The sequence below is a fragment of the Nocardioides luteus genome (assembly GCF_000960475.2).
Lineage (GTDB): Bacteria > Actinomycetota > Actinomycetes > Propionibacteriales > Nocardioidaceae > Nocardioides > Nocardioides luteus_A.
Genome location: NZ_JZDQ02000020.1, coordinates 13,842 through 31,603 on the forward strand (window position 1 = coordinate 13,842; position 17,762 = coordinate 31,603).

Annotated in this window: 23 protein-coding genes and 1 pseudogene; 6 read left to right on the forward strand and 18 right to left on the reverse strand. The window is 70.3% G+C overall.

Going from position 1 to position 17,762, the window contains the following annotated elements:
* Positions 1-38 precede the first annotated feature (38 nt).
* Genes lgt through trpC form a run of 5 tightly spaced genes read right to left on the reverse strand, consistent with a single transcriptional unit; the run spans position 39 to position 4,452 of the window.
* Positions 39-989 (reverse strand): prolipoprotein diacylglyceryl transferase, encoded by a 951-nt coding sequence (lgt, locus tag UG56_RS14970; protein WP_256206648.1) that lies wholly within the window; start codon positions 987-989, stop codon positions 39-41.
* Positions 990-997: 8 nt separating this feature from the next.
* A complete protein-coding gene (locus UG56_RS14975; RefSeq protein ID WP_045549092.1) occupies positions 998-1,615 on the reverse strand; it encodes an SCO family protein in 618 nt (205 codons plus the stop codon).
* Entirely contained in the window at positions 1,612-2,409 is a 798-nt protein-coding gene (trpA, locus tag UG56_RS14980) for a tryptophan synthase subunit alpha (RefSeq protein WP_045549093.1), read from the reverse strand. The genes UG56_RS14975 and trpA overlap by 4 nt, the downstream gene beginning before the upstream one ends.
* Entirely contained in the window at positions 2,406-3,650 is a 1,245-nt protein-coding gene (trpB, locus tag UG56_RS14985) for a tryptophan synthase subunit beta (RefSeq protein WP_045549094.1), read from the reverse strand. The genes trpA and trpB overlap by 4 nt, the downstream gene beginning before the upstream one ends.
* 19 nt (positions 3,651-3,669) lie before the next feature.
* A complete protein-coding gene (gene trpC / locus UG56_RS14990) occupies positions 3,670-4,452 on the reverse strand; it encodes an indole-3-glycerol phosphate synthase TrpC (RefSeq protein ID WP_045549095.1) in 783 nt (260 codons plus the stop codon).
* 147 nt (positions 4,453-4,599) lie between these two features.
* Between trpC and UG56_RS14995 the strand changes: the two genes are divergently transcribed.
* Positions 4,600-4,935 carry a DUF4190 domain-containing protein gene (locus UG56_RS14995; RefSeq protein ID WP_045549096.1) on the forward strand — a complete coding sequence of 112 codons (336 nt, stop codon included), beginning with the start codon at positions 4,600-4,602 and terminating at the stop codon, positions 4,933-4,935.
* 64 nt (positions 4,936-4,999) lie between these two features.
* Here the strand turns inward: UG56_RS14995 and UG56_RS15000 are convergent, their stop codons facing one another.
* Genes UG56_RS15000 through hisI form a run of 3 tightly spaced genes read right to left on the reverse strand, consistent with a single transcriptional unit; the run spans position 5,000 to position 6,131 of the window.
* On the reverse strand, positions 5,000-5,200 hold the full coding sequence (locus tag UG56_RS15000) for an HGxxPAAW family protein (protein WP_045549097.1): 201 nt from the start codon (positions 5,198-5,200) through the stop codon (positions 5,000-5,002).
* A 44-nt stretch (positions 5,201-5,244) separates the two neighbouring features.
* On the reverse strand, positions 5,245-5,793 hold the full coding sequence (locus UG56_RS15005; protein WP_052693585.1) for a Trp biosynthesis-associated membrane protein: 549 nt from the start codon (positions 5,791-5,793) through the stop codon (positions 5,245-5,247).
* Positions 5,790-6,131 (reverse strand): phosphoribosyl-AMP cyclohydrolase, encoded by a 342-nt coding sequence (gene hisI / locus UG56_RS15010; RefSeq protein ID WP_045549099.1) that lies wholly within the window; start codon positions 6,129-6,131, stop codon positions 5,790-5,792. Before hisI ends, UG56_RS15005 begins: the two co-directional genes overlap by 4 nt.
* Before the next feature lie 189 nt (positions 6,132-6,320).
* On the opposite strand from hisI, the gene UG56_RS15015 reads away from it, so the two are divergent.
* Entirely contained in the window at positions 6,321-6,578 is a 258-nt protein-coding gene (locus UG56_RS15015; protein WP_045549100.1) for a CD225/dispanin family protein, read from the forward strand.
* Positions 6,575-6,994, forward strand: coding sequence for a DUF2752 domain-containing protein (locus UG56_RS15020; protein ID WP_143055049.1), 420 nt, complete (start codon positions 6,575-6,577; stop codon positions 6,992-6,994). Before UG56_RS15015 ends, UG56_RS15020 begins: the two co-directional genes overlap by 4 nt.
* On the opposite strand, the gene UG56_RS15025 is transcribed toward UG56_RS15020, so the two are convergent.
* Positions 6,995-8,812, reverse strand: a complete 1,818-nt coding sequence (locus UG56_RS15025) for an ABC transporter ATP-binding protein (protein ID WP_071327101.1) — start codon at positions 8,810-8,812, stop codon at positions 6,995-6,997.
* The gene (locus UG56_RS15030; protein WP_045549969.1) at positions 8,809-10,593 is read right to left on the reverse strand and encodes an ABC transporter ATP-binding protein; all 1,785 of its coding nucleotides are present in this window, start codon (positions 10,591-10,593) and stop codon (positions 8,809-8,811) included. The genes UG56_RS15025 and UG56_RS15030 overlap by 4 nt, the downstream gene beginning before the upstream one ends.
* An 88-nt stretch (positions 10,594-10,681) precedes the next feature.
* On the opposite strand from UG56_RS15030, the gene UG56_RS15035 reads away from it, so the two are divergent.
* Positions 10,682-11,305 (forward strand): TIGR03085 family metal-binding protein, encoded by a 624-nt coding sequence (locus UG56_RS15035; protein WP_045549987.1) that lies wholly within the window; start codon positions 10,682-10,684, stop codon positions 11,303-11,305.
* Between the two features lie 3 nt (positions 11,306-11,308).
* Here UG56_RS15035 and UG56_RS28840 read toward each other — a convergent pair whose 3' ends face one another.
* Both UG56_RS28840 and UG56_RS29125 read right to left on the reverse strand, forming a co-directional pair.
* The gene (locus UG56_RS28840) at positions 11,309-11,575 is read right to left on the reverse strand and encodes a Uma2 family endonuclease (protein ID WP_045549970.1); all 267 of its coding nucleotides are present in this window, start codon (positions 11,573-11,575) and stop codon (positions 11,309-11,311) included.
* A 2-nt stretch (positions 11,576-11,577) separates the two neighbouring features.
* Positions 11,578-11,691: pseudogene (locus tag UG56_RS29125) on the reverse strand (hypothetical protein); the annotation flags it as partial.
* 124 nt (positions 11,692-11,815) lie between these two features.
* Here UG56_RS29125 and UG56_RS15050 point away from each other — a divergent pair.
* Positions 11,816-13,228, forward strand: a complete 1,413-nt coding sequence (locus UG56_RS15050) for a YncE family protein (protein ID WP_045549972.1) — start codon at positions 11,816-11,818, stop codon at positions 13,226-13,228.
* A gap of 52 nt (positions 13,229-13,280) precedes the next feature.
* On the opposite strand, the gene hisF is transcribed toward UG56_RS15050, so the two are convergent.
* The 3 genes from hisF to UG56_RS15065 form a co-directional block, all read right to left on the reverse strand.
* Positions 13,281-14,042, reverse strand: coding sequence for an imidazole glycerol phosphate synthase subunit HisF (gene hisF, locus UG56_RS15055; protein ID WP_045549973.1), 762 nt, complete (start codon positions 14,040-14,042; stop codon positions 13,281-13,283).
* Positions 14,039-14,788: a bifunctional 1-(5-phosphoribosyl)-5-((5-phosphoribosylamino)methylideneamino)imidazole-4-carboxamide isomerase/phosphoribosylanthranilate isomerase PriA gene (priA, locus tag UG56_RS15060; RefSeq protein ID WP_045549974.1), complete on the reverse strand. Its 750-nt coding sequence runs from the start codon at positions 14,786-14,788 to the stop codon at positions 14,039-14,041. Before priA ends, hisF begins: the two co-directional genes overlap by 4 nt.
* 67 nt (positions 14,789-14,855) lie before the next feature.
* Positions 14,856-15,575, reverse strand: coding sequence for a VOC family protein (locus UG56_RS15065; RefSeq protein WP_045549975.1), 720 nt, complete (start codon positions 15,573-15,575; stop codon positions 14,856-14,858).
* Positions 15,576-15,676: 101 nt separating this feature from the next.
* On the opposite strand from UG56_RS15065, the gene UG56_RS15070 reads away from it, so the two are divergent.
* Positions 15,677-16,090 carry an SRPBCC family protein gene (locus tag UG56_RS15070; RefSeq protein ID WP_045549976.1) on the forward strand — a complete coding sequence of 138 codons (414 nt, stop codon included), beginning with the start codon at positions 15,677-15,679 and terminating at the stop codon, positions 16,088-16,090.
* 27 nt (positions 16,091-16,117) lie between these two features.
* Here the strand turns inward: UG56_RS15070 and UG56_RS15075 are convergent, their stop codons facing one another.
* From UG56_RS15075 to UG56_RS28845, 3 genes are read right to left on the reverse strand one after another with little or no spacing between them, the layout of a single operon-like run.
* Entirely contained in the window at positions 16,118-16,585 is a 468-nt protein-coding gene (locus UG56_RS15075; RefSeq protein ID WP_045549977.1) for an SRPBCC family protein, read from the reverse strand.
* A gap of 1 nt (position 16,586) precedes the next feature.
* Positions 16,587-17,249 (reverse strand): isochorismatase family cysteine hydrolase, encoded by a 663-nt coding sequence (locus tag UG56_RS15080; RefSeq protein ID WP_045549978.1) that lies wholly within the window; start codon positions 17,247-17,249, stop codon positions 16,587-16,589.
* Positions 17,250-17,753, reverse strand: a complete 504-nt coding sequence (locus tag UG56_RS28845; RefSeq protein ID WP_045549979.1) for a DinB family protein — start codon at positions 17,751-17,753, stop codon at positions 17,250-17,252.
* Between the last annotated feature and the right edge of the window lie 9 nt (positions 17,754-17,762).

Consider the following 17,762-nt stretch of genomic DNA (forward strand, 5'->3'; position numbering starts at 1 on the left):
CCGCGGGGCGCGGCTTTGCGCCCAACATCTGCGTCTGATCAGGCCTTTGTCGAGGATTCCTCGTCGTCGGTCCCGTTGTCGGCATCATCGCCGGCGGAGTCGTTCTCGGTCTCGATCTCGGTGTCGATCGCGGTGTCGTTGGCCGGGGCCTTGGCAGGATCGCTGTAGACCTCGTCCTCGACCTTACCTCGGCCGGTGAAGGTGGCATACGCCCACCAGGCCGCGGCGAGCACGAACAGGATGATCGACATCCACTCGCTCCAGCGCAGGCCGAGCACGTTCGCCAGCTGCACGTTGTCGATGCGCAGGGTCTCGATGAGGCCGCGGCCCAGGCAGTAGGCCATCACGTAGAGGGCGACCACGCGGCCGCCGCCCAGGCGCAGCTTCTTCTGCAGGTAGACGATCACGAAGAAGAGGACGATGTCCCAGCAGAACTCGTAGAGGAAGGTCGGGTGGAACGTGGTGCCGACCGGGAACTGGCTGGGCCCGTCGGGGTAGCGCGACGGGTCGATCTCCAGACCCCAGGGCAGGTCGGTGGGCCGGCCGAAGAGCTCCTGGTTGAACCAGTTGCCCCAGCGGCCGATACCCATCGCGAGCAGGCAGGTCGGGGCGATGGTGTCCAGCAGCGGGACGATCTTGATGCCCTTGGACCTCGCCCCGATGATGGCACCCACGGCACCGAGCGCGATCGCACCCCACACCCCGAGCCCGCCACGCCAGATGTAGAGCGCCTCGATCGGGTGGGCGCCCTCGCTGAAGTAGAGCTGCCAGTCGGTGATGACGTGGTAGAACCGCCCGCCGACCAGGCCGAACGGCACCGCCCACAGCGCGATGTCCTGGATGTCGCCGGCCCGGCCACCGCGGGCCTGCCAGCGCTTCTCCGAGACCCAGACGGCGACGATGATGCCGAGGATGATCGCGAAGGCGTAGCCGCGCAGCGGGATCGGTCCCAGCCAGAGCACACCTTCGGCCGGGCTGGGGATGGACATCGGGAGCATCATGCGGCGCTTACTTCCTCAAGAAGATGGTGGATGTCGTCGGCGAACTGCTTGGGCGAGGTGTTCATCGACCACACCACCCTCGCCTCTCCCCCGTAGACGGCGGAGACGTGGGTGTCGTGGACCCCGAGATCGTAGCCCCCGCTGGGTAGCCGGTCGGCCTCCCCTATGTAGAGCCGCATCGACTCGGCCAGGGTGACGATGTCCTTCAGGTCACCGGTGAGACCGACGAAGTCCTTGCCGTAGCGGTCCAGGTACTTGCGCAGGACCTTCTGGGAGTCGCGCGCGGGGTCGGTGGTGACGAACACGACCTCGACCTTGTCCCGGTCGGCGGCGTCGAGACGGGTCAGGGCAGCGGCCAGGCTCGACATCACCAGCGGGCACTCGTCGGGACAGCTGGTGTAGCCGTAGAAGACCAGGGTCAGCGGCTTGTCGACATCCTCGGCCAGCGAGAAGGGCCGGCCCTCGGTGTCGGTCAGGGTGGTGTCGGAGAGCTGGTAGGGGGTGTGCTCCTGCCCGGTCATCGCCGAGGCCGGCGCTTGGCCGGTCCCGGCGGCGCCGCAGCCGGTGAGGATCCCCACGAGGACGAGCAGGACAGGAAGAGCGAGGAACCTCAACGCGCGCGGACTCCCGCGGCCAGGTCCTCGGTCAGGCTCGCCAGCGCCTTGAGCGCCGCCTGCTCGTCGGAGCGGTTGTCCAGCAGCGTACGCACGAAGGCGGAGCCGACGATGACACCGTCGGCGTACGCTGCCATCTCGGCGGCCTGGGCACCGTTGCTGACGCCGAGGCCGACGCCGATGGGGAGGTCGGTGGTCGTGCGGGTGCGGGCGACCAGCGGGGCGGCCAGGTCGGAGGTCTTGGCGCGGGCGCCGGTGACCCCCATGACCGCGGTGGCGTAGACGAAGCCCCGGCACTGGGCCGTGGTCATCGCGATCCGCTCGTCGGTGCTGCTCGGCGCGACCAGGAAGACCTTGTCGAGATCGCGGGCGTCCGCGGCCTCGATCCACTCCTGGGCGAAGTCGGGGGTGATGTCGGGCGTGATCAGACCCGCACCGCCGGCGTCCTGCAGCTGCTGGGCGAAGCGGTCCACGCCACGCCGCTCGATCGGGTTCCAGCTGGTCATGATCAGCGTCGGCACCCCGGTCGAGGCGACGGCCTCGACGACGCGGACCACGTCGTCGACACGTACGCCGCCGTCGAGCGCCTGCTGCACGGCGTCCTGAATCGTGGGGCCGTCCATGACCGGGTCGGAGTAGGGCAGCCCGATCTCGATGATGTCGCAGCCGGCCTCGACCATCGTGGTCAGCGCCTCGATCGAGCCCTCGACCGACGGGAAGCCCGCCGGCAGGTAGCCGACCAGGGCGGCGCGGTTCTCCGCCTTCGCCTTCTCGAACGCTACCGACGTGCTCACTTCTCGTCTCCCAGCTTGAAGTAGTCGATGGCCGTGCCCATGTCCTTGTCGCCACGACCGGACAGGTTGATCAGGATCGTGGCGCCCTCGCCGTGGCGCTCCTTGATCTCCGGGGCGATCTTGATGGCGCCCGCGATCGCGTGGGCCGACTCGATCGCCGGGATGATGCCCTCGGAGCGCGAGAGCAGCGCGAAGGCGTCCATCGCCTCCTTGTCGGTGATGCTCGTGTAGCTCGCCCGGCCGGACTTGGCCAGCCAGGCGTGCTGCGGGCCCACCCCGGGGTAGTCGAGACCGGCGGAGATCGAGTGGGACTCGATGGTCTGGCCGTCCTCGTCCTGGAGCACGTAGGTGCGGGCGCCGTGGAGCACGCCCGGGTCGTTGGCCTGGATGGTGGCCGCGTGGCGGCCGGTCTCGAAGCCGTCTCCCCCGGCCTCGAAGCCGTGGATCTCGACGTCGGAGTCGTCCAGGAACGCGGTGAAGAGACCGATGGCGTTGGAGCCACCGCCGACCGCGGCGACGACGGCGTTCGGGAGGCCGCCGAACTGCTCGATCGCCTGCGCCCGGGCCTCGTCGCCGATGCCGCGGACGATGTCGCGGACCAGCGTCGGGAACGGGTGGGGCCCGGCGGCGGTGCCGAACAGGTAGGCGGTGTGGTCGACGCTGGCGACCCAGTCGCGCAGCGCCTCGTTGATCGCGTCCTTGAGGGTGCCGCTGCCGGAGGGCACCGGGACGACCTCGGCGCCGAGCAGCCGCATCCGGGCCACGTTGAGCGCCTGCCGGTCGGTGTCGACCTTGCCCATGTAGACGGTGCAGTCGAGGCCGAAGTAGGCGGCCGCGGTCGCGGAGGCCACGCCGTGCTGGCCGGCACCGGTCTCGGCGATGACCCGGGTCTTGCCCATCCGCTTGGTGAGCAGCGCCTGGCCGAGCACGTTGCGGATCTTGTGGGCGCCGGTGTGGTTGAGGTCCTCGCGCTTGAGGAGGATCCGTACGCCGAGCTGCTCGGAGAGCCGGGTCGCGTGGTAGAGCGGGCTCGGCAGGTTGGCGTAGTCACGCAGGATCGCGTCGAACTCGGCCACGAACTCCGGGTCGGCCTTCGCCTTCTGCCAGGCGTCGTCGAGCTCGATGAGCGCCTTCATCAGCGCCTCGGGCATGAAGCGGCCGCCGAACCCCTCGGCCTCGCCACCGAACCAGCCGAACTCGTCGGCGTCGAAGGAAGTCGTCTCGTGGATGTGAGTTGTCATGGCTGTGTCTGCTCTCGGCCTAGCCTTGGATTCCGGTGAACTCGGCGACCGTGCCTTGCGGGTCGCCGTGCTTGACCAGCGCCTCGCCGACCAGGACCGCGCGGGCCCCCTCGGAGACGTGGCGCTTGACATCGGTGGTGGTGAAGATGCCGGACTCGGCGACCTTCACCCGGTCCTCGGGGATGAGGGGGGCGATCCGCCCGAAGAGGTCCTGGTCGATCTCCAGGGTCTTCAGGTTGCGCGCGTTGACGCCGATCAGCTCGGCGCCCAGCTCGACCGCGCGGGCGACCTCGGCCTCGTCGTGGGTCTCGACCAGCACGGTCAGCCCGAGCTCACGCGCCTGGTCGTAGAGGCGGCGCAGGGTGTCGTCGTCCAGCGCGGCCACGATCAGCAGCGCCAGGTCGGCGCCGGCGGCACGGGCCTCCAGCAGCTGGTAGGACTCGACGATGAAGTCCTTGCGCAGGATCGGGGTGTCCACGGCCGCACGGACCGCGACCAGATCGGCGAGCGAGCCTCCGAAACGGCGCTCCTCGGTGAGCACCGAGATCGCGGCGGCGCCGCCGGCGGCGTACTTCGCGGCCAGCTCGGCCGGGTCGGGGATGTCGGCCAGAGCGCCCTTGGAGGGGCTCTTCCGCTTCACCTCGGCGATCACGCTGCTGCCCGGCGCACGGAAGTGCGGCATCGGGTCGCGAGGCGCGTCGACGTCGGCCAGCCGGGCCCGCAGGTCGGCCTCGGACACCGCCTCCTGGCGCTTGGCCAGGTCCAGACGTACGCCGTCGATGATCTTTTCGAGCACCGACATGTTTAAACCTCTCGTTTCCGGGTAAGACCCACGTGCAAAGCCTCTCACCCGAACCGTGACACGCCCGATTTGGCGCCACAGTGCGGGCGGGAAACGTTACGTTTCTCCCATCTCAACCCAACTCGCCTGACTTTGGAGGTCAGACACATGAGCTACGGAACTCCGCCGCCACCGCCGCCGTATGGTTCGCCGGCACCCGGGCAGCCCGGCCAGCCGGCTGGCAACAACAAGAAGGCGATCTGGGCACTTGTCCTTGGCATTCTCGGTTGTGTCTGCTGTGGTTTCTTCACCGGTATCCCGGCGATCATCCTGGGCAAGATCGCCCAGAACGAGATCGACGCCTCCGGTGGCGCGCAGGGCGGTCGTGGCATGGCCACCGCCGGCTTCATCCTCGGCATCGTCGCCGTGGTCCTCGGCATCATCGGCATCATCCTGAACCTCTCCGGTGCGCTCGACTTCAGCGGCAGCACCAGCACCTACTGAGCCCCGGCTCGGAAATCAGCAAGGCCCCCGGCGGATCCGCCGGGGGCCTTGCTGTCTCACAGGCTCAGTGTGACTCGACGTTGAAGCCGAGCTTGGAGAGCACGATGAAGAGCAGCCCACCGCCGACGGTGACGGCCACGCCGATCCAGAAGACGAACCAGCTGATCGGGTCGAGCATCATGGCGACGCTGCCGATCAGGAAGCCGAGGAGGCCGACCGCGACTGCGATCCAGGCTGCCGGGGTGTTGCCGTGGCTGGCGGACATGCGATGACTCCTCTACGAGTTCTCTGTGCTTGGCTGCAGTGTATTCATTGATCCCCCGCTGTCGGGTCCCGACCCTCGTCCAACGACTTCCAGACGTCGATCGTGGACTGTTCCTCGAGGGGTTTCTGCGCCGGCTTGGCGTCGGCCGGGGCGTCGTACTTCCGGCCCATCTCGGGCCACGACGGCGCCTGACGTACGGCCACGACGGCTGCCGCCACGGTCAGGACCGCGCCGAGGAGCGCGAGGTAGGGCCAGGGCGTGGTGGCGTGTTCCGTCTCGCCCCAGACCACCTTGGAGTCGATCGCCCGGCCGAGCGCGTCGATCCCGGCGTGACCGAAGAAGGTGATGACCACGCCGATCCCGGCCAGGCCGGCGAGGACGGCCACCAGGCGGCGTACGAGGCCTCGGGTGACCAGCACGACGCCCCAGGCCGCGAGGGCGACCAGGGCCAGGCCGGTGGTGGCCGGTGAGTCGTTGAGGTCCGCCGGCATCTGCGCCGGCGCGGTGACCTTCACCCACTCGTTGGAGCCCGCCCAGGCGGCGAGGGCCGCGCCGGCCAGGCCGGCGGTGACGGTGGGGCCGAAGGACCTCACGAGATCAGGCCGGCGTCGAAGCAGGTGTGGTCACCGGTGTGACAGGCGGGGCCCTCCTGGTCGACCTTGAGCAGGATCGTGTCGCCGTCGCAGTCGAGGCGGACCTCCTTGACGTACTGCCGGTGGCCGGAGGTCTCCCCCTTGACCCAGTACTCCTGCCGGCTGCGGGACCAGTAGGTCGCCCGGCCCGTGGCGAGCGTGCGCGCCAGGGCCTCGTCGTCCATGTAGCCGAGCATCAGCACCTCGCCGGTGTCATGCTGCTGCGCCACCGCGGGCACCAGCCCGTCGGGGTTGCGCTTGAGGCGGTCGGCGATGGCGGGGTCCAGTCCCTCGCTCATGGGTCCAGTAGTCACGCCTCCAGTATCCCGCTGAGCAACAGTACGGACACAACCGGCATGTCGTGACGTTAATCGGAGGCCCCCGAAGTCGCGGGCTGGCACACTCTCCCGGTCATCTGGGCCGGGTCTCGGTACGGCCCTGTCAGCCGACCCTCAGGGTCGACTATTCAAACTGGAGAACACCGCACCATGGCTAACCCCACCCCGCAGCCGGCACCGGCGAAGCAGACCGACACCAGCGCCCTCGTGATCGGCATCCTGGTCACGATCTTCTGCTGCCTGCCCTTCGGCATCGTCTCGATCGTCAAGGCCGTCCAGGGTGACGCCGAGGGCGCCAAGAAGTGGGGCCTCATCGGGGCCATCACCGGCGTCGTCGTGATCGTCCTCTACATCATCGCCTCGGTCGTCCTGGGCGTCGGCATGGCCGCCCAGTCGGGGAGCATGTGATCACCACACCCTCACGGGTGCGCGCGGGGCTCGTCCCACTGGCCGTCGTGGCCGGCGGGGCGGGCCTCGCGGCCGTCTTCGCGACCTCTCCCGGGCTGGTCGCCTACGTTCCGCCGTGCCCGATCCACGCGCTCACCGGCATCGACTGCCCCGGCTGCGGGATGACGCGCGGCACGATGTCGCTGCTCGCCGGTGACGTCGGCGGCGCGATCGGCCACAACGCGCTGATGTTCCTGCTCGGGGTTCCGCTGCTCGCGCTGCTCTGGTTCTTCTGGCTCCGCGGCCGCGTCGGCGGCCGCCCCGCGCCCGCTTGGGCGCGCTCCCGCGCCGCGCTCTACGCCTGGCTGGCGCTGACTCTCGTCTTCACGGTCGTCCGCAACCTGCCCTGGGGGCCGTTCACGGTGCTGGCGGCCTGATCAGCTGCCCTGCTGGGCGACCCAGGAGGCGTGCAGGCGTGCGTACGTGGAGCCGGTCTGCGCGACCAGCTCGCGGTGCGGGCCGCGCTGGGCGAGGTGGCCGGCGTCGACGACGATCACCTCGTCGGCCGCCTCGGCGGTGGAGAGGCGATGGGCGATGGTGACCGAGGTGCGGCCGCTCATCAGGCGCTCGAGGGCCCGGTTGATCCGCATCTCCAGACGCGGGTCGACGGCCGAGGTGGCCTCGTCGAGGACCAGCAGGTCGGGATCGGCGAGCTGGGCGCGCAGCAGCGCCACGAGCTGCCGCTCGCCGGCCGAGAGCGACTCGCCGCGCTGCCCGACGCGGGTGCGCACACCGTCGGGGAGGCCGGCGAGCCAGTCCCCCAGGCCGAGCACCCGAGCCGCCTCCTCGATCTCCGCGTCGGTCGCGTCCAGCCGTCCGTAGCGGACGTTCTCGGCGAGGGTGGAGTCGAAGAGGAAGCCCTCCTGCGGGACGAGCACGACGCTGGTGCGCAGCGAGGCGTTGCCGATGTCGCGTACGTCGACGCCGTCGAGGCTCACCCTCCCCGAGGTCACGTCCATCACCCGGGTGAGCAGCTTGGCGATCGTCGACTTCCCCGAGCCGGTCTCCCCGACCACGGCGACCCGGCTGCCGGGCGCGATCTCGAAGGAGATGTCGTGCAGGACCGGACGGCCGCCGGGGTAGGCGAAGGTGACGTCGTCGAACTCGATCGAGAGCGGGCCGCGGGGCAGGACCGCCCCGGCAGCCCCCGGGTCGACGAGGTCCGCGGGCGTGTCCAGGATCCCGATCGTGCGCCGCCAGGAAGCGATCGCGTTCTGCGCGTCGGTGAGGATCTGCGTACCCATCTGGACCGGGCCCACGAACAGCGTCACCAGGAACGCGAACGCCAGGATCTCGCCGACGCTCAGCTCGCCGCCGGTTCCGCGATAGGCCAGGGCGAGCAGCACGCCGCCGACGATCACCCCGGCGTTGGCGAGGCCGCCGGAGAGGCCACCGAGGCTGAAGAAGATCGAGGTGTAGGCCTGTGCCTTGGTCTGGGCGGCGCTGGTGGCATCGATCTCGCGGTCGATGCGCTCCTGGGTGCGGTCCTCCACGGCGTACGCCTTGACCACGGCCGCCCCGACGACCGGCTCGGAGACCGCGGAGAGCATCTTGGCGACCTGGCGGCGGGAGAGCGTGTAGGCCGCGGACAGCTTGCGCTGGAAGAACCGCAGGCTGAGGAAGAGCGGACCGAAGCAGAGCCACACCAGGATCGCGAGCTGCCAGGAGTAGACCACCATCACGACGGTGGCGATCAGCATCTGCCCGACGCTGACGATGAAGAGCAGCCCGCCGAAGACGATGAACTGGCTGACCTGGTCGACGTCGCTGGTCACCCGCGAGACCAGCGCCCCACGGTGTTCGGTCGACTGGGTGAGCATCGGCAGGTCGTGGACGTGCCGGAAGGCCTTGGTACGCAGCGTGGCCAGGCCCCGCTCGGCGGCGGTGAAGAGCCGGCTCGTCATCAGGAACGACGCGACGCCCGTGACGGCGATGGCGACTACCGCGACGAGGCCGGCCCGCACGACGTAGCCGAGGTCGGGGCCGTCCGGGCCGCTCAACCCGTTGTCGAGCGTCTGCTGGACCACGACGGGCACGACGACCTGGCCGATGCTGGCGATCACGGCCAGCGCGAAGGTGCCGCGGATGCCCTCGACCAGCTCCGGGGAGTGCTTGATGCCCCGGCGGATGGTCTCGAAGGCGCCGAGGTCCTCGCCGCTGCCGACCCGGGTCTCGGGCTCGAGAGTCGCGGTCACTGGACGGTCTCCGGGGTCTCGTAGGCGTTCACCAGGCGGGCGTAGGACTCGTCGCGGGCGAGCAGCTCGGTGTGGGTGCCGCGGTCGCGGATGCGGCCGTCCTCGAGGTGGACCACCTCGTCGGCGAGCGCGATCGTGGCCTTGCGGTAGGCGACCACGACGAGGCTGGTGTCGCCGGCGTCGCTCCGCAGCGCGGCGAGGATGCGCTGCTCGACCTCGGGGTCGACCGCCGAGGTCGCGTCGTCGAGGATCAGGAGCCGTGGGCGGCGTACGAGCGCTCTGGCCAGGGCCAGGCGTTGCCGTTGCCCGCCGGAGAGGCTCGCCCCGCGCTCGCCGAGGGTGGTGTCGAGGCCGTTCGGCAGCGCGGCGACGAAGCCGTCGGCCTGCGCCGCCTTGAGCGCGGACCAGACCTCGTCGTCGGTGACGTCGGCGCCGAGGGTGACGTTGCCGCGCACGGAGTCGTCGAAGACGAAGGCGGTCTGCGGCACCAGCGCCGCCACCCGGGCCCACTCCCCCGCGCCCAGGTCGCGCAGGTCGGTGTCGTCCAGGGTGATCCGGCCGTCGTCGGGATCGACCAGCCGGGCCAGCAGCATGGTCAGGGTGCTCTTGCCCGAGGCGGTCTCGCCGACGATCGCGACCGTACGGCCCGGCTCGACCTCGAAGTCGACACCGTCGAGGAGCGTGGGACCGTCGGCGTAGGCGTAGGAGACGCCGTCGACCCGCAGGCGCGCGCCGGTCGCCTCGCGGCTGGTCCTCGCGGTCCCGTAGGCCAGGCGGCCGGTGGCCTCCAGCACCCGCTGCACCCGCCGGTAGCCGACGACGCTGCGCGGGAACTCGCCCAGCAGCCACCCGAAGGAGCGGATCGGGAAGGCCACGATGGTGAGCAGGAAGCCGATCTGGACGACGTCACCGGGCTCCGCGGCACCGCTGGATACACGACCCACGCCGACGGCCAGCACGGCGAGGACGCCGACGTTGGGCAGCGCGGCCAGGACCGGGTCGAAGGCCGCGCGGAGCCGGCCGGCGTGGATGTTGACGTCGCGCAGCTCCCGCGCCTTGTCCTGGAAGCGGGTGGTCTCCTCGGCCTCGCGCCCCAGGGTCTTGACGACGAGGGCACCGTCGAAGGACTCGTGCGCGATCCCGGAGAGCTCGGCACGCAGCTGCTGGGCGCGGGTCATCAACGGCGAGGAGAAGCGCTGGTAGACGAGGTTGGCGACGACGACCGCCGGGAAGACGAGGATGGCGACCGAGGCCAGCACGACGTCGGTCCAGAACATCTGCCCGACCGCGATCACCATCATCGCGACCGTGCCGACGGCCATCGGCAGCGGCGCGATCGGCGCCCAGGACGCCTCGACGTCGGAGTTGGCGTTGGAGAGCAGCTGACCGGTCGGGTGCCGGTGGTGCCAGGCGAGCGGAAGCGCCAGATACTGCCGGGTGACCGCGCGCCGCGAGTGGGCCTGCATCCGGAACTGCATCACCCCGGCCCCCAGCCGGCGCGCCACCACGCCGACCGCGCGCAGGATCGCGACAGCGACGAAGAGCCCGATCACTGCCCACAACCAGCCGGCGCCGATCTCGCCGTCGCGCAGCGCCGGGACCAGGACGTGGTCGGTGGACCAGCCCAGCACCCAGGCGTCGGCGACGGTCAGTGCGCCGAAGAGCGCGGACCCGAGGGTCGAGAGGGTGAAGACTCCCCACTCGCGCCGGATGGCGACTCCGAGAACCTTGAACCCATCGGTCGTGGTGGCCCGCTGGGGTGTTGGTTCATCGTCGCTCATCTCGAGGTAAAGCCTAGGTCAGCACCCTGGCTGCGACGAATTTTTTTGGTTCCCCTGCCGGCCAGGACGGCTCGATAGGGTGCAGCTCGTGCCTTCCTTCGCGCGCGCCGAGCGCATCGCCCTGTGTGACACCGCCGTCTCCCTCGGGCCGGCGGCCCCGACGCTGTGCGAGGGGTGGCAGGTCAAGGACCTGCTGGTGCATCTGCTGGTCCGCGAGCGTCGCCCGTGGGCCGCGGCGGGAATCGTCCTGCCGCCGCTCGCGCCGGTGCTGAGGAAGGCGGAGGCTGCGTACGCCGTCCAGCCGCTGGAGGCTCTGGCCGCCCGCCTGCGCGACCCGAAGGGCACCCCGTTCGCGCTCGGGCCGATCGAGAAGGCGGTCAACACCGTCGAGTTCTTCGTCCACCACGAGGATCTGCGTCGCGCCCAGCCGAGCTGGGAGCCGCGTACGCTGCCCGCCGCTGCCGAGCGTGACCTCTGGCGCACCCTGAAGCTGCTCGGCAAGGGCCTGGTCCGCTCCGCCGGGACCCCGGTGGTCGTCAGCAACGGCACCGACACCTCCACCCTCCGCGCCGGCGAGGAGCCGGTCACCGTCACCGGGCCGGTCGGCGAGCTCCTGCTCTTCTGCTTCGGGCGTCACCAGGTGCGGGGCCTGACCTTCGACGGTCCGGCCGAGCGGATCACGCAGCTGGAGAACGCCAGTCTCGGGTTCTGATCCTCAGAGGATCTTGTGGAGGTCGATCCGGACCGTGCCGTAGCCCACGACGACCACCGACCCGACCGGGTCGGAGTCGTTCAGCTCGAGCGTGACGTCCCAGCCGGTCTCGGCGTTGCTGAGCACGGTGAGCGAGCGGAGCTCGCGGTCGACGATCCAGTACTGCTCCGCGCCTGCGACGCGGTACTCCTCGGGCTTGCGGAACAGATCTCGGAGCGGGTCGAGGGTGAGAGAACCTCGACGACGATGAGCGGTGGCTGCTCGGCCCACTGCCCCTTCTCCTCGGCCCGGAGGACGAGGACGTCCGGGATCCGGCGGCTCATGCCCGTACGGAGCCCGGCCTCCGCGATGGCGGTCAGGTCCGGAAAGGTGTTGGCGAGCAGCACGAGGATGCGGCTGCCGGCGGCCTGGTGCGGGATCTCGCCCGGGGGGCTCCCGATGTGACGTCCGTAACCTCCACGCGCCTCCAGACGTTATCCCCGATGACCGAGTCCCCCAGGAGGTCACCCGATGCGTCGTCGTGCGGTAGCAGCCACCGTCGCCATGCTCTTCGTCCTCTCGCTCACCCAGGCCGCGCCGGCGATGAGCGCGAGCCGGGAGCTACGGGACGTGATGGTCGTGGGCAACAACTGGGACGGGACGGCGTCGATCGTCGATGCCCGCAGCCTCGAGGTGCTGCGTAAGGACATCGACCTGGTTCCGGACAAGGACGAGGAGATCGCCGCGATCCACCAGGACCCCGAGAGGCTGGCCTACTACTACCTGGTCCGCTACGGCCCCGGTGAGGGCAACGACCAGCTCGTGGACGACATGTTCACGACCCGGGACGGCAGACTGCTGGCGGTCTCGCGTCCCAGCCTCGCCGACGTGGTCTGGATCGACATCGAGAAGGCGCTCGCCGGCTCGCCGGACTCCATCGTGGTCGAACAGCAGATGGACGGGCACCGCACCGACCACATGGGCCTCTCCCCCGACGGCACCCGCTTGCTGGTCTCGGACTCGACGTCCCGCTCGGTGCACGAGTACTGGATGGGCGGCGCCGACGACCCGCGGACCGGCGAGCGGCTGCGTACCTTCGAGTCGGGCGAGACTCCCCACGAGAACAACTACTCCCGCGACGGCTCCCGGATCTTCCACGCCTCCATCGGCCGCGTCTACCTGCCCGGCGACCAGAAGGAGCTCTCGCTCGACCAGCTCGGCCTCGGCCCGATCGCCGGCACCATCCCCGGCACCGACCTGCTGCCGCCGATCAAGATCGGCCCGCTCCACGACGCGATCAAGGGCGACCGCTGGTTCGAGATCGTCGACGAGTCCAGCTTCGAGATCTCCCAGCGCTGGGAGATGGGCAAGGAGCTGGAGGAGGCCGGCTACCCCTCGATCTCCTCGGCCGTACGTCCCATGGCGGTCGCGCCCGGCGAGCGGTTCATCTACTTCCAGATGTCCTTCCTGCACGGTCTCGTCGAGTTCGACACCCAGGCGGCCGACATCGACGGCAAGGTCGGCTACTCCACCGGCTCCATCGAGGAGCCTCGCACCGGCGCCGTCACGCGCGTCATCCCGCTGCCCAAGCGCACCCAGCTACCGCGCGAGCTCTACGTCAACGACTCCGCCCACCACGGGCTCTCGATCGACGCCCAGGGCAAGACGCTGTGCGCGGCCGGCACGATGGACGACTACGTCGCACTGGTCGACCGTGCGACGGGTGACTACGCGACCCTCGATGAGGAGACGACCGGGCACTACTACGGCAAGCCCTACTGGACCACCGAAGGGCTCGGCAACACCTGCTGGGCGTCGCTGTCGGACGCCGACGCCGTCGCGGTCATCGACTTCCGCACCGGCGAGGAGCTCGCCTACCTCGACGTCGGCAACCACCCCCAGCGCGTACGCCACGGCCAGATCCCGGATGCGCTGTTGAGCTAGTCGGCGGCGGGGCATTTCCCCGCCATGGCGGGAATTTGCCGCGCGGGACCCCTCAGCGAACCGGCGCGCCGGCGCCGGAGAGCGCCTGCTTGACCTCGCCGATCCGGACCTTGCCGAAGTGGAAGATCGTGGCCGCGAGGACGGCATCCGCGCCGGCCTCGACCGCGGGCGGGAAGTGCTCGGCCTTACCGGCGCCGCCGGAGGCGATGACCGGGACGGTCACCTCGCTGCGTACGGCCTTGATCAGGTCGATGTCGAAGCCGTCCTCGGTGCCGTCGGCGTCCATCGCGTTGAGGAGGATCTCGCCGGCGCCGAGCTCGACGGCCTTCGCCGCCCACTCGATCGCGTCGATCCCGGCAGACTTGCGGCCGCCATGGGTGGTGACCTCGAAACCGGAGTCGGTCCCCGGCGCGCGTCGGGCGTCGACGGAGAGCACCAGGACCTGGTTGCCGAACCGGTCGGCGATCTCGGCGATCAGCTCGGGGCGGACGATGGCCGCGGTGTTGACCGCGATCTTGTCCGCGCCGGCGCGGAGCATCCGGTCGACATCCTCCACGCTGCGGATCCCGCCGCCGACGGTGAGCGGGATGAAGACCTGCTCAGCGGTGCGGGTGACGATCTCGAGGGTCGTCGCGCGTCCCTCGTGGGAGGCGGAGATGTCGAGGAAGGTGAGCTCGTCGGCGCCCTCCTTGTCGTAGGTCGCGGCCAGCTCCACCGGGTCGCCGGCGTCGCGCAGCTCCTTGAAGTTGATCCCCTTGACCACGCGACCGGCGTCGACGTCGAGGCACGGGATGACGCGTACGGCAAGACTCATGACTGGTCTCCGCGCTGCCGGCCGAGGGTGAGGTCGAGCGCGTCGGCGAGGTCGAGGGAGCCGGTGTAGAGCGCCGTGCCGGCGATCGCGCCCTCGACGCCGATCTCCACCAGGCCCATCAGCGCCTCGATGTCGTCGATCGTGGTCACTCCCCCGCTCGCCACGACCGGGCGGTCGGTGGCCTCGCAGACCGCGCGGAGCAGGTCGAGGTTGGGGCCCTGGAGCATGCCGTCCTTGTTGACGTCGGTGACGACGTAGCGCGCGCAGCCCTCGGAGTCGAGCCGGGCGAGGGTCTCGTAGAGGTCGCCGCCGTCCTTGGTCCAGCCGCGCGCGGCGAGGGTGCGGCCGCGTACGTCCAGGCCCACCGCGACCCGGTCGCCGTAGGTCGCGATCGCCTTGCGGGTCCACTCCGGGTTCTCCAGGGCGGCGGTGCCGATGTTGACGCGGCGGCAGCCGGTCGCCATCGCGGCCTCGAGCGACTCGTCGTCGCGGATGCCACCGCTCATCTCGACCTTGATGTCGAGCTTGCCGACGATCCCGGCCAGGATCTCGCGGTTGTTGCCGTGGCCGAACGCGGCGTCGAGGTCCACCAGATGGATCCACTCGGCGCCGGTCTCCTGCCACCTCAGCGCGGCCTCGAAGGGATCGCCGAACCGCTTCTCCGACCCGTCCACGCCCTGGACCAGCTGCACCGCCTGCCCGCCCTTCACATCGACGGCCGGCAGGAGCTCGAGGTAGTCACCCATGGGGACGATCCTATGTTCTGTACGCCGCCACCCCTGCCCCGCGGTCCGGGTGCGAGACGGTCCGCTCTCAGCGGGGCGCCAGCACCTCGAACTCGTACGCGTCCGGGTCGGTCATGCGCGCCCACCGACCGTCACTGCCGATCTCGGTGACCAACGTGGCGCCGAGCTCTTCGAGGCGGCGGATCTCGGCGGCCGGCTCGGTGTCCTCGGGGGCGATCAGGTCGAAGCGGAACCGGTCCCGGGGCCCGCGCGGCACCGGCGGCGGCCCGCCCCAGGCGACCTTGGCGCTGCCGGACGGGGTCGCAACCGCGGTCTCGCCGTCCTGGTCCCAGACCAGCGGCCAGCCGAGCGCAGCGCTCCAGAACAGCCCGTTCTCCCGGGATCCGTCGGCCGCGACCTCGCCGAGGAATCCGGTGCCGGCCAGCCAGCTGTTGCCTGCCGGGATCACGCAGAGCTCGTTGCCCTCCGGGTCGCCGAGCACGATGTGGTCCTCCTCCGGCAGCTGTCCGACGTCGAGGTGGGTCGCGCCGAGCCCGATCAGCCGGTCCACGGTCCGCTGCTGGTCCTGCGGCAGCGCGCTGGTCAGATGCAGGTGATGCGGGTTCGCCAGCGTCTTCGGCGCGTCCGTGGGCAGGAACCGGATCCGGAGGTCGTCGTCCGTACGCGGCAGCAGCCTGATCTCCTCGCCGCTGGCTTCGGGCTCTCGATCCAGCACCGCCGCCCAGAACTCCGCGACCCGCTCCGGGTCGTTGGCATCGATGCAGATCCCGAACCGCCGAGGTGTCATGCCCGCAACGTACGGCGGGGGCGAGACGGCGCACAATCGGTTTCCGCCGGGGCGGTCAGAACTCGCTGTCCCGACAGGCGCGGCGGCGACATGATGACCCCATGACAGAGGTGAGGGTGTTCCATGACGTTCCCGGCCGTGCGGCGGCCGTGTTCCGTGCTTTCACGGACGCCGACCTGCTACGCACCTGGTGGTGGCCGCATCTCCCCGACGCGACGTACGCCGTCGACCCTGTGCCAGGAGGCGAGATCGCCGTCGCCTCGCCTGGTGCCGGAATCGGGTTCCGCGGCGCCTTCGTGGAGGTGACCGCACCGACCCGGCTCGCCTTCACCTGGACCTGGGTCGACGACCCGGAGACCGACACCGTCGAGGTGGTCATGACCCCACTCACGCCTGACACGACCCGCGTGCTGGTCACCCACACCTGCTCCTCCGACTCCGCGGCAGGGCTCGAGCAGGGCTGGAGCGACGTCCTGGGTCGGCTTGCGGCCCGCCCGATCAGCCAGGCACGCTGACCCAGGCTCACTGAGGCGGATGACCTCTCAGCCGGCGTCTGCGCCACGCACGACGCGATCCAGGTTGGCCAGCCCTTTTTCCATGTCGGGCGCGATCGCCTTCTCCATCGAGTAGAACCTGAGCATCAGGCCCATCACGCCGCTCACCGAGCCGGTGTGGGTCCAGGTCAGCCGGGTGCCGTCGGCGACGGTGGCCAGGTCGAAGATCACCGTGCTGTGGCTCTTGAAGGGCTTCAGGAACTCCAGCGCCACCTCGATGTGGTCGGGCCTCGACTCGATGATCTCCATCGCGCCGGCACCCGCGCGCTTGTTGCCCGACCAGGCATAGCGGGCGCCGACCCCGGAGTCCGCACCCGAGTAGGTGCGCGTCATGTCCGGGTCGAGCTCCTCCCACGGCGACCAGGACGGCCACTCGTGGAAGTCGTCGAGCAGCGCGTGCACACGGCCGATGTCGCCGGGCAGGACCCCGGAGCGGGAGACCTCGTAGTCGGTCATGTCATGACAGTACGCCCGTGGAGACGAGTTCGAGAACGTCCTTGGTGCTGCGTACGTCTCCGAAGGTGCGATAGATGGTGGTCAGCGTGGCGTTGTGGGAGTCGTCGTCGCGTCCCGCGGTGGCGTCGGCGACCAGGATCGTGCGATATCCCAGCGTGGCAGCGTCGCGCGCCGTGCCGGCGACGCAGACCTCGGTGAGGGTGCCGGTGACGACGACGTTCTCGATGCCACGCTCCCGAAGCTGGTCGTGCAACGTCGAGCTGCCCGGAAAGAGTGCGCTCGTCGCGGTCTTCTCGACGAGCAGGTCGCCGTCGCGTGCCTCCAGCCCCGGTCCGAGGCGGCCCGCGATCGGTCCGTCCCCACTGCTGTGCCGGAACATCTCCGCGATGTCCTCGCCGAGGAACTCCCGCGCCCACGTCGTCGGCCCTGGATCGCCCGGCACGATCCACGCGACGGCGCCGCCGGCGCCGCGCAGGGCATCGGCGAGCAGACGTACGTTCGGCGTGATCGCGGCACAGATCGGGTTCGCCTCGAAGAAGAACGGGACGAGGTCGACGACGAGCAGCGCGGTCCGGGACGGGTCGAGGCTCTCATAGGCGTGACGTCTGCCCCGTCGAGCTTCCTGCCGGGCGTACTCACGCTCGGGGATCGCCCACCTGTGCACTTACTGGCCCTCCCCGGCGGTCTCGGGGTTGACGCCGACCGAGCCGTCGATCGTCTCGCGGAGGATGTCGGCGTGGCGGGTGGCGTCGCAGAGGCGGGCGGCCATGACGTTGAAGAGCATGACCCGCTCGTCCCACCACGGGACGTAGCCGCGGGCGTCGATGGGGAGCGCGTCGATCGTGGCGTCCACGTGCGCGCTGACGAGCTCGTAGAGGTCGAGGATGTCCGCGCGGCCCTCGTGCTCCGTGGCCCGGTGGGTGGAGTCCCACCACCCATCGGCGTCCCAGGGTGGCAGGTCGAGCGGCGGCGTACGGTCGAAGCCCTCGCCGAAGTAGCGGGCGTCGGAGAGGGCGTTGTGCTTGACCAGTCCGAGAAGGTTGGTGCCGGTCGGGGTCATCGGGCGGCGGATGTCGTCCTCCGGCAGTCCCTCGACCTTCCACACCAGCGCCGCCCGGACGCCACGGAGCTTGTCGTGCAGGTGGGCCTTCGCGAAGTCGTCGATCACCGCGCGCCA

What these genes read in the sequence shown, in the direction of transcription:
- trpB (WP_045549094.1), bottom strand. Translation starts at nt 3,650, where the DNA reads ATGACAACTCACATCCACGAGACGACTTCCTTCGACGCCGACGAGTTC.
- UG56_RS15065 (WP_045549975.1), bottom strand. Translation starts at nt 15,575, where the DNA reads ATGACACCTCGGCGGTTCGGGATCTGCATCGATGCCAACGACCCGGAG.
- UG56_RS15075 (WP_045549977.1), bottom strand. Translation starts at nt 16,585, where the DNA reads ATGACCGACTACGAGGTCTCCCGCTCCGGGGTCCTGCCCGGCGACATC.
- UG56_RS15030 (WP_045549969.1), bottom strand. Translation starts at nt 10,593, where the DNA reads ATGAGCGACGATGAACCAACACCCCAGCGGGCCACCACGACCGATGGG.
- hisF (WP_045549973.1), bottom strand. Translation starts at nt 14,042, where the DNA reads ATGAGTCTTGCCGTACGCGTCATCCCGTGCCTCGACGTCGACGCCGGT.
- UG56_RS14995 (WP_045549096.1), top strand. Translation starts at nt 4,600, where the DNA reads ATGAGCTACGGAACTCCGCCGCCACCGCCGCCGTATGGTTCGCCGGCA.
- UG56_RS15070 (WP_045549976.1), top strand. Translation starts at nt 15,677, where the DNA reads ATGACAGAGGTGAGGGTGTTCCATGACGTTCCCGGCCGTGCGGCGGCC.
- hisI (WP_045549099.1), bottom strand. Translation starts at nt 6,131, where the DNA reads ATGAGCGAGGGACTGGACCCCGCCATCGCCGACCGCCTCAAGCGCAAC.
- UG56_RS15000 (WP_045549097.1), bottom strand. Translation starts at nt 5,200, where the DNA reads ATGTCCGCCAGCCACGGCAACACCCCGGCAGCCTGGATCGCAGTCGCG.
- trpC (WP_045549095.1), bottom strand. Translation starts at nt 4,452, where the DNA reads ATGTCGGTGCTCGAAAAGATCATCGACGGCGTACGTCTGGACCTGGCC.
- UG56_RS15015 (WP_045549100.1), top strand. Translation starts at nt 6,321, where the DNA reads ATGGCTAACCCCACCCCGCAGCCGGCACCGGCGAAGCAGACCGACACC.
- UG56_RS15050 (WP_045549972.1), top strand. Translation starts at nt 11,816, where the DNA reads ATGCGTCGTCGTGCGGTAGCAGCCACCGTCGCCATGCTCTTCGTCCTC.
- priA (WP_045549974.1), bottom strand. Translation starts at nt 14,788, where the DNA reads ATGGGTGACTACCTCGAGCTCCTGCCGGCCGTCGATGTGAAGGGCGGG.
- lgt (WP_256206648.1), bottom strand. Translation starts at nt 989, where the DNA reads ATGTCCATCCCCAGCCCGGCCGAAGGTGTGCTCTGGCTGGGACCGATC.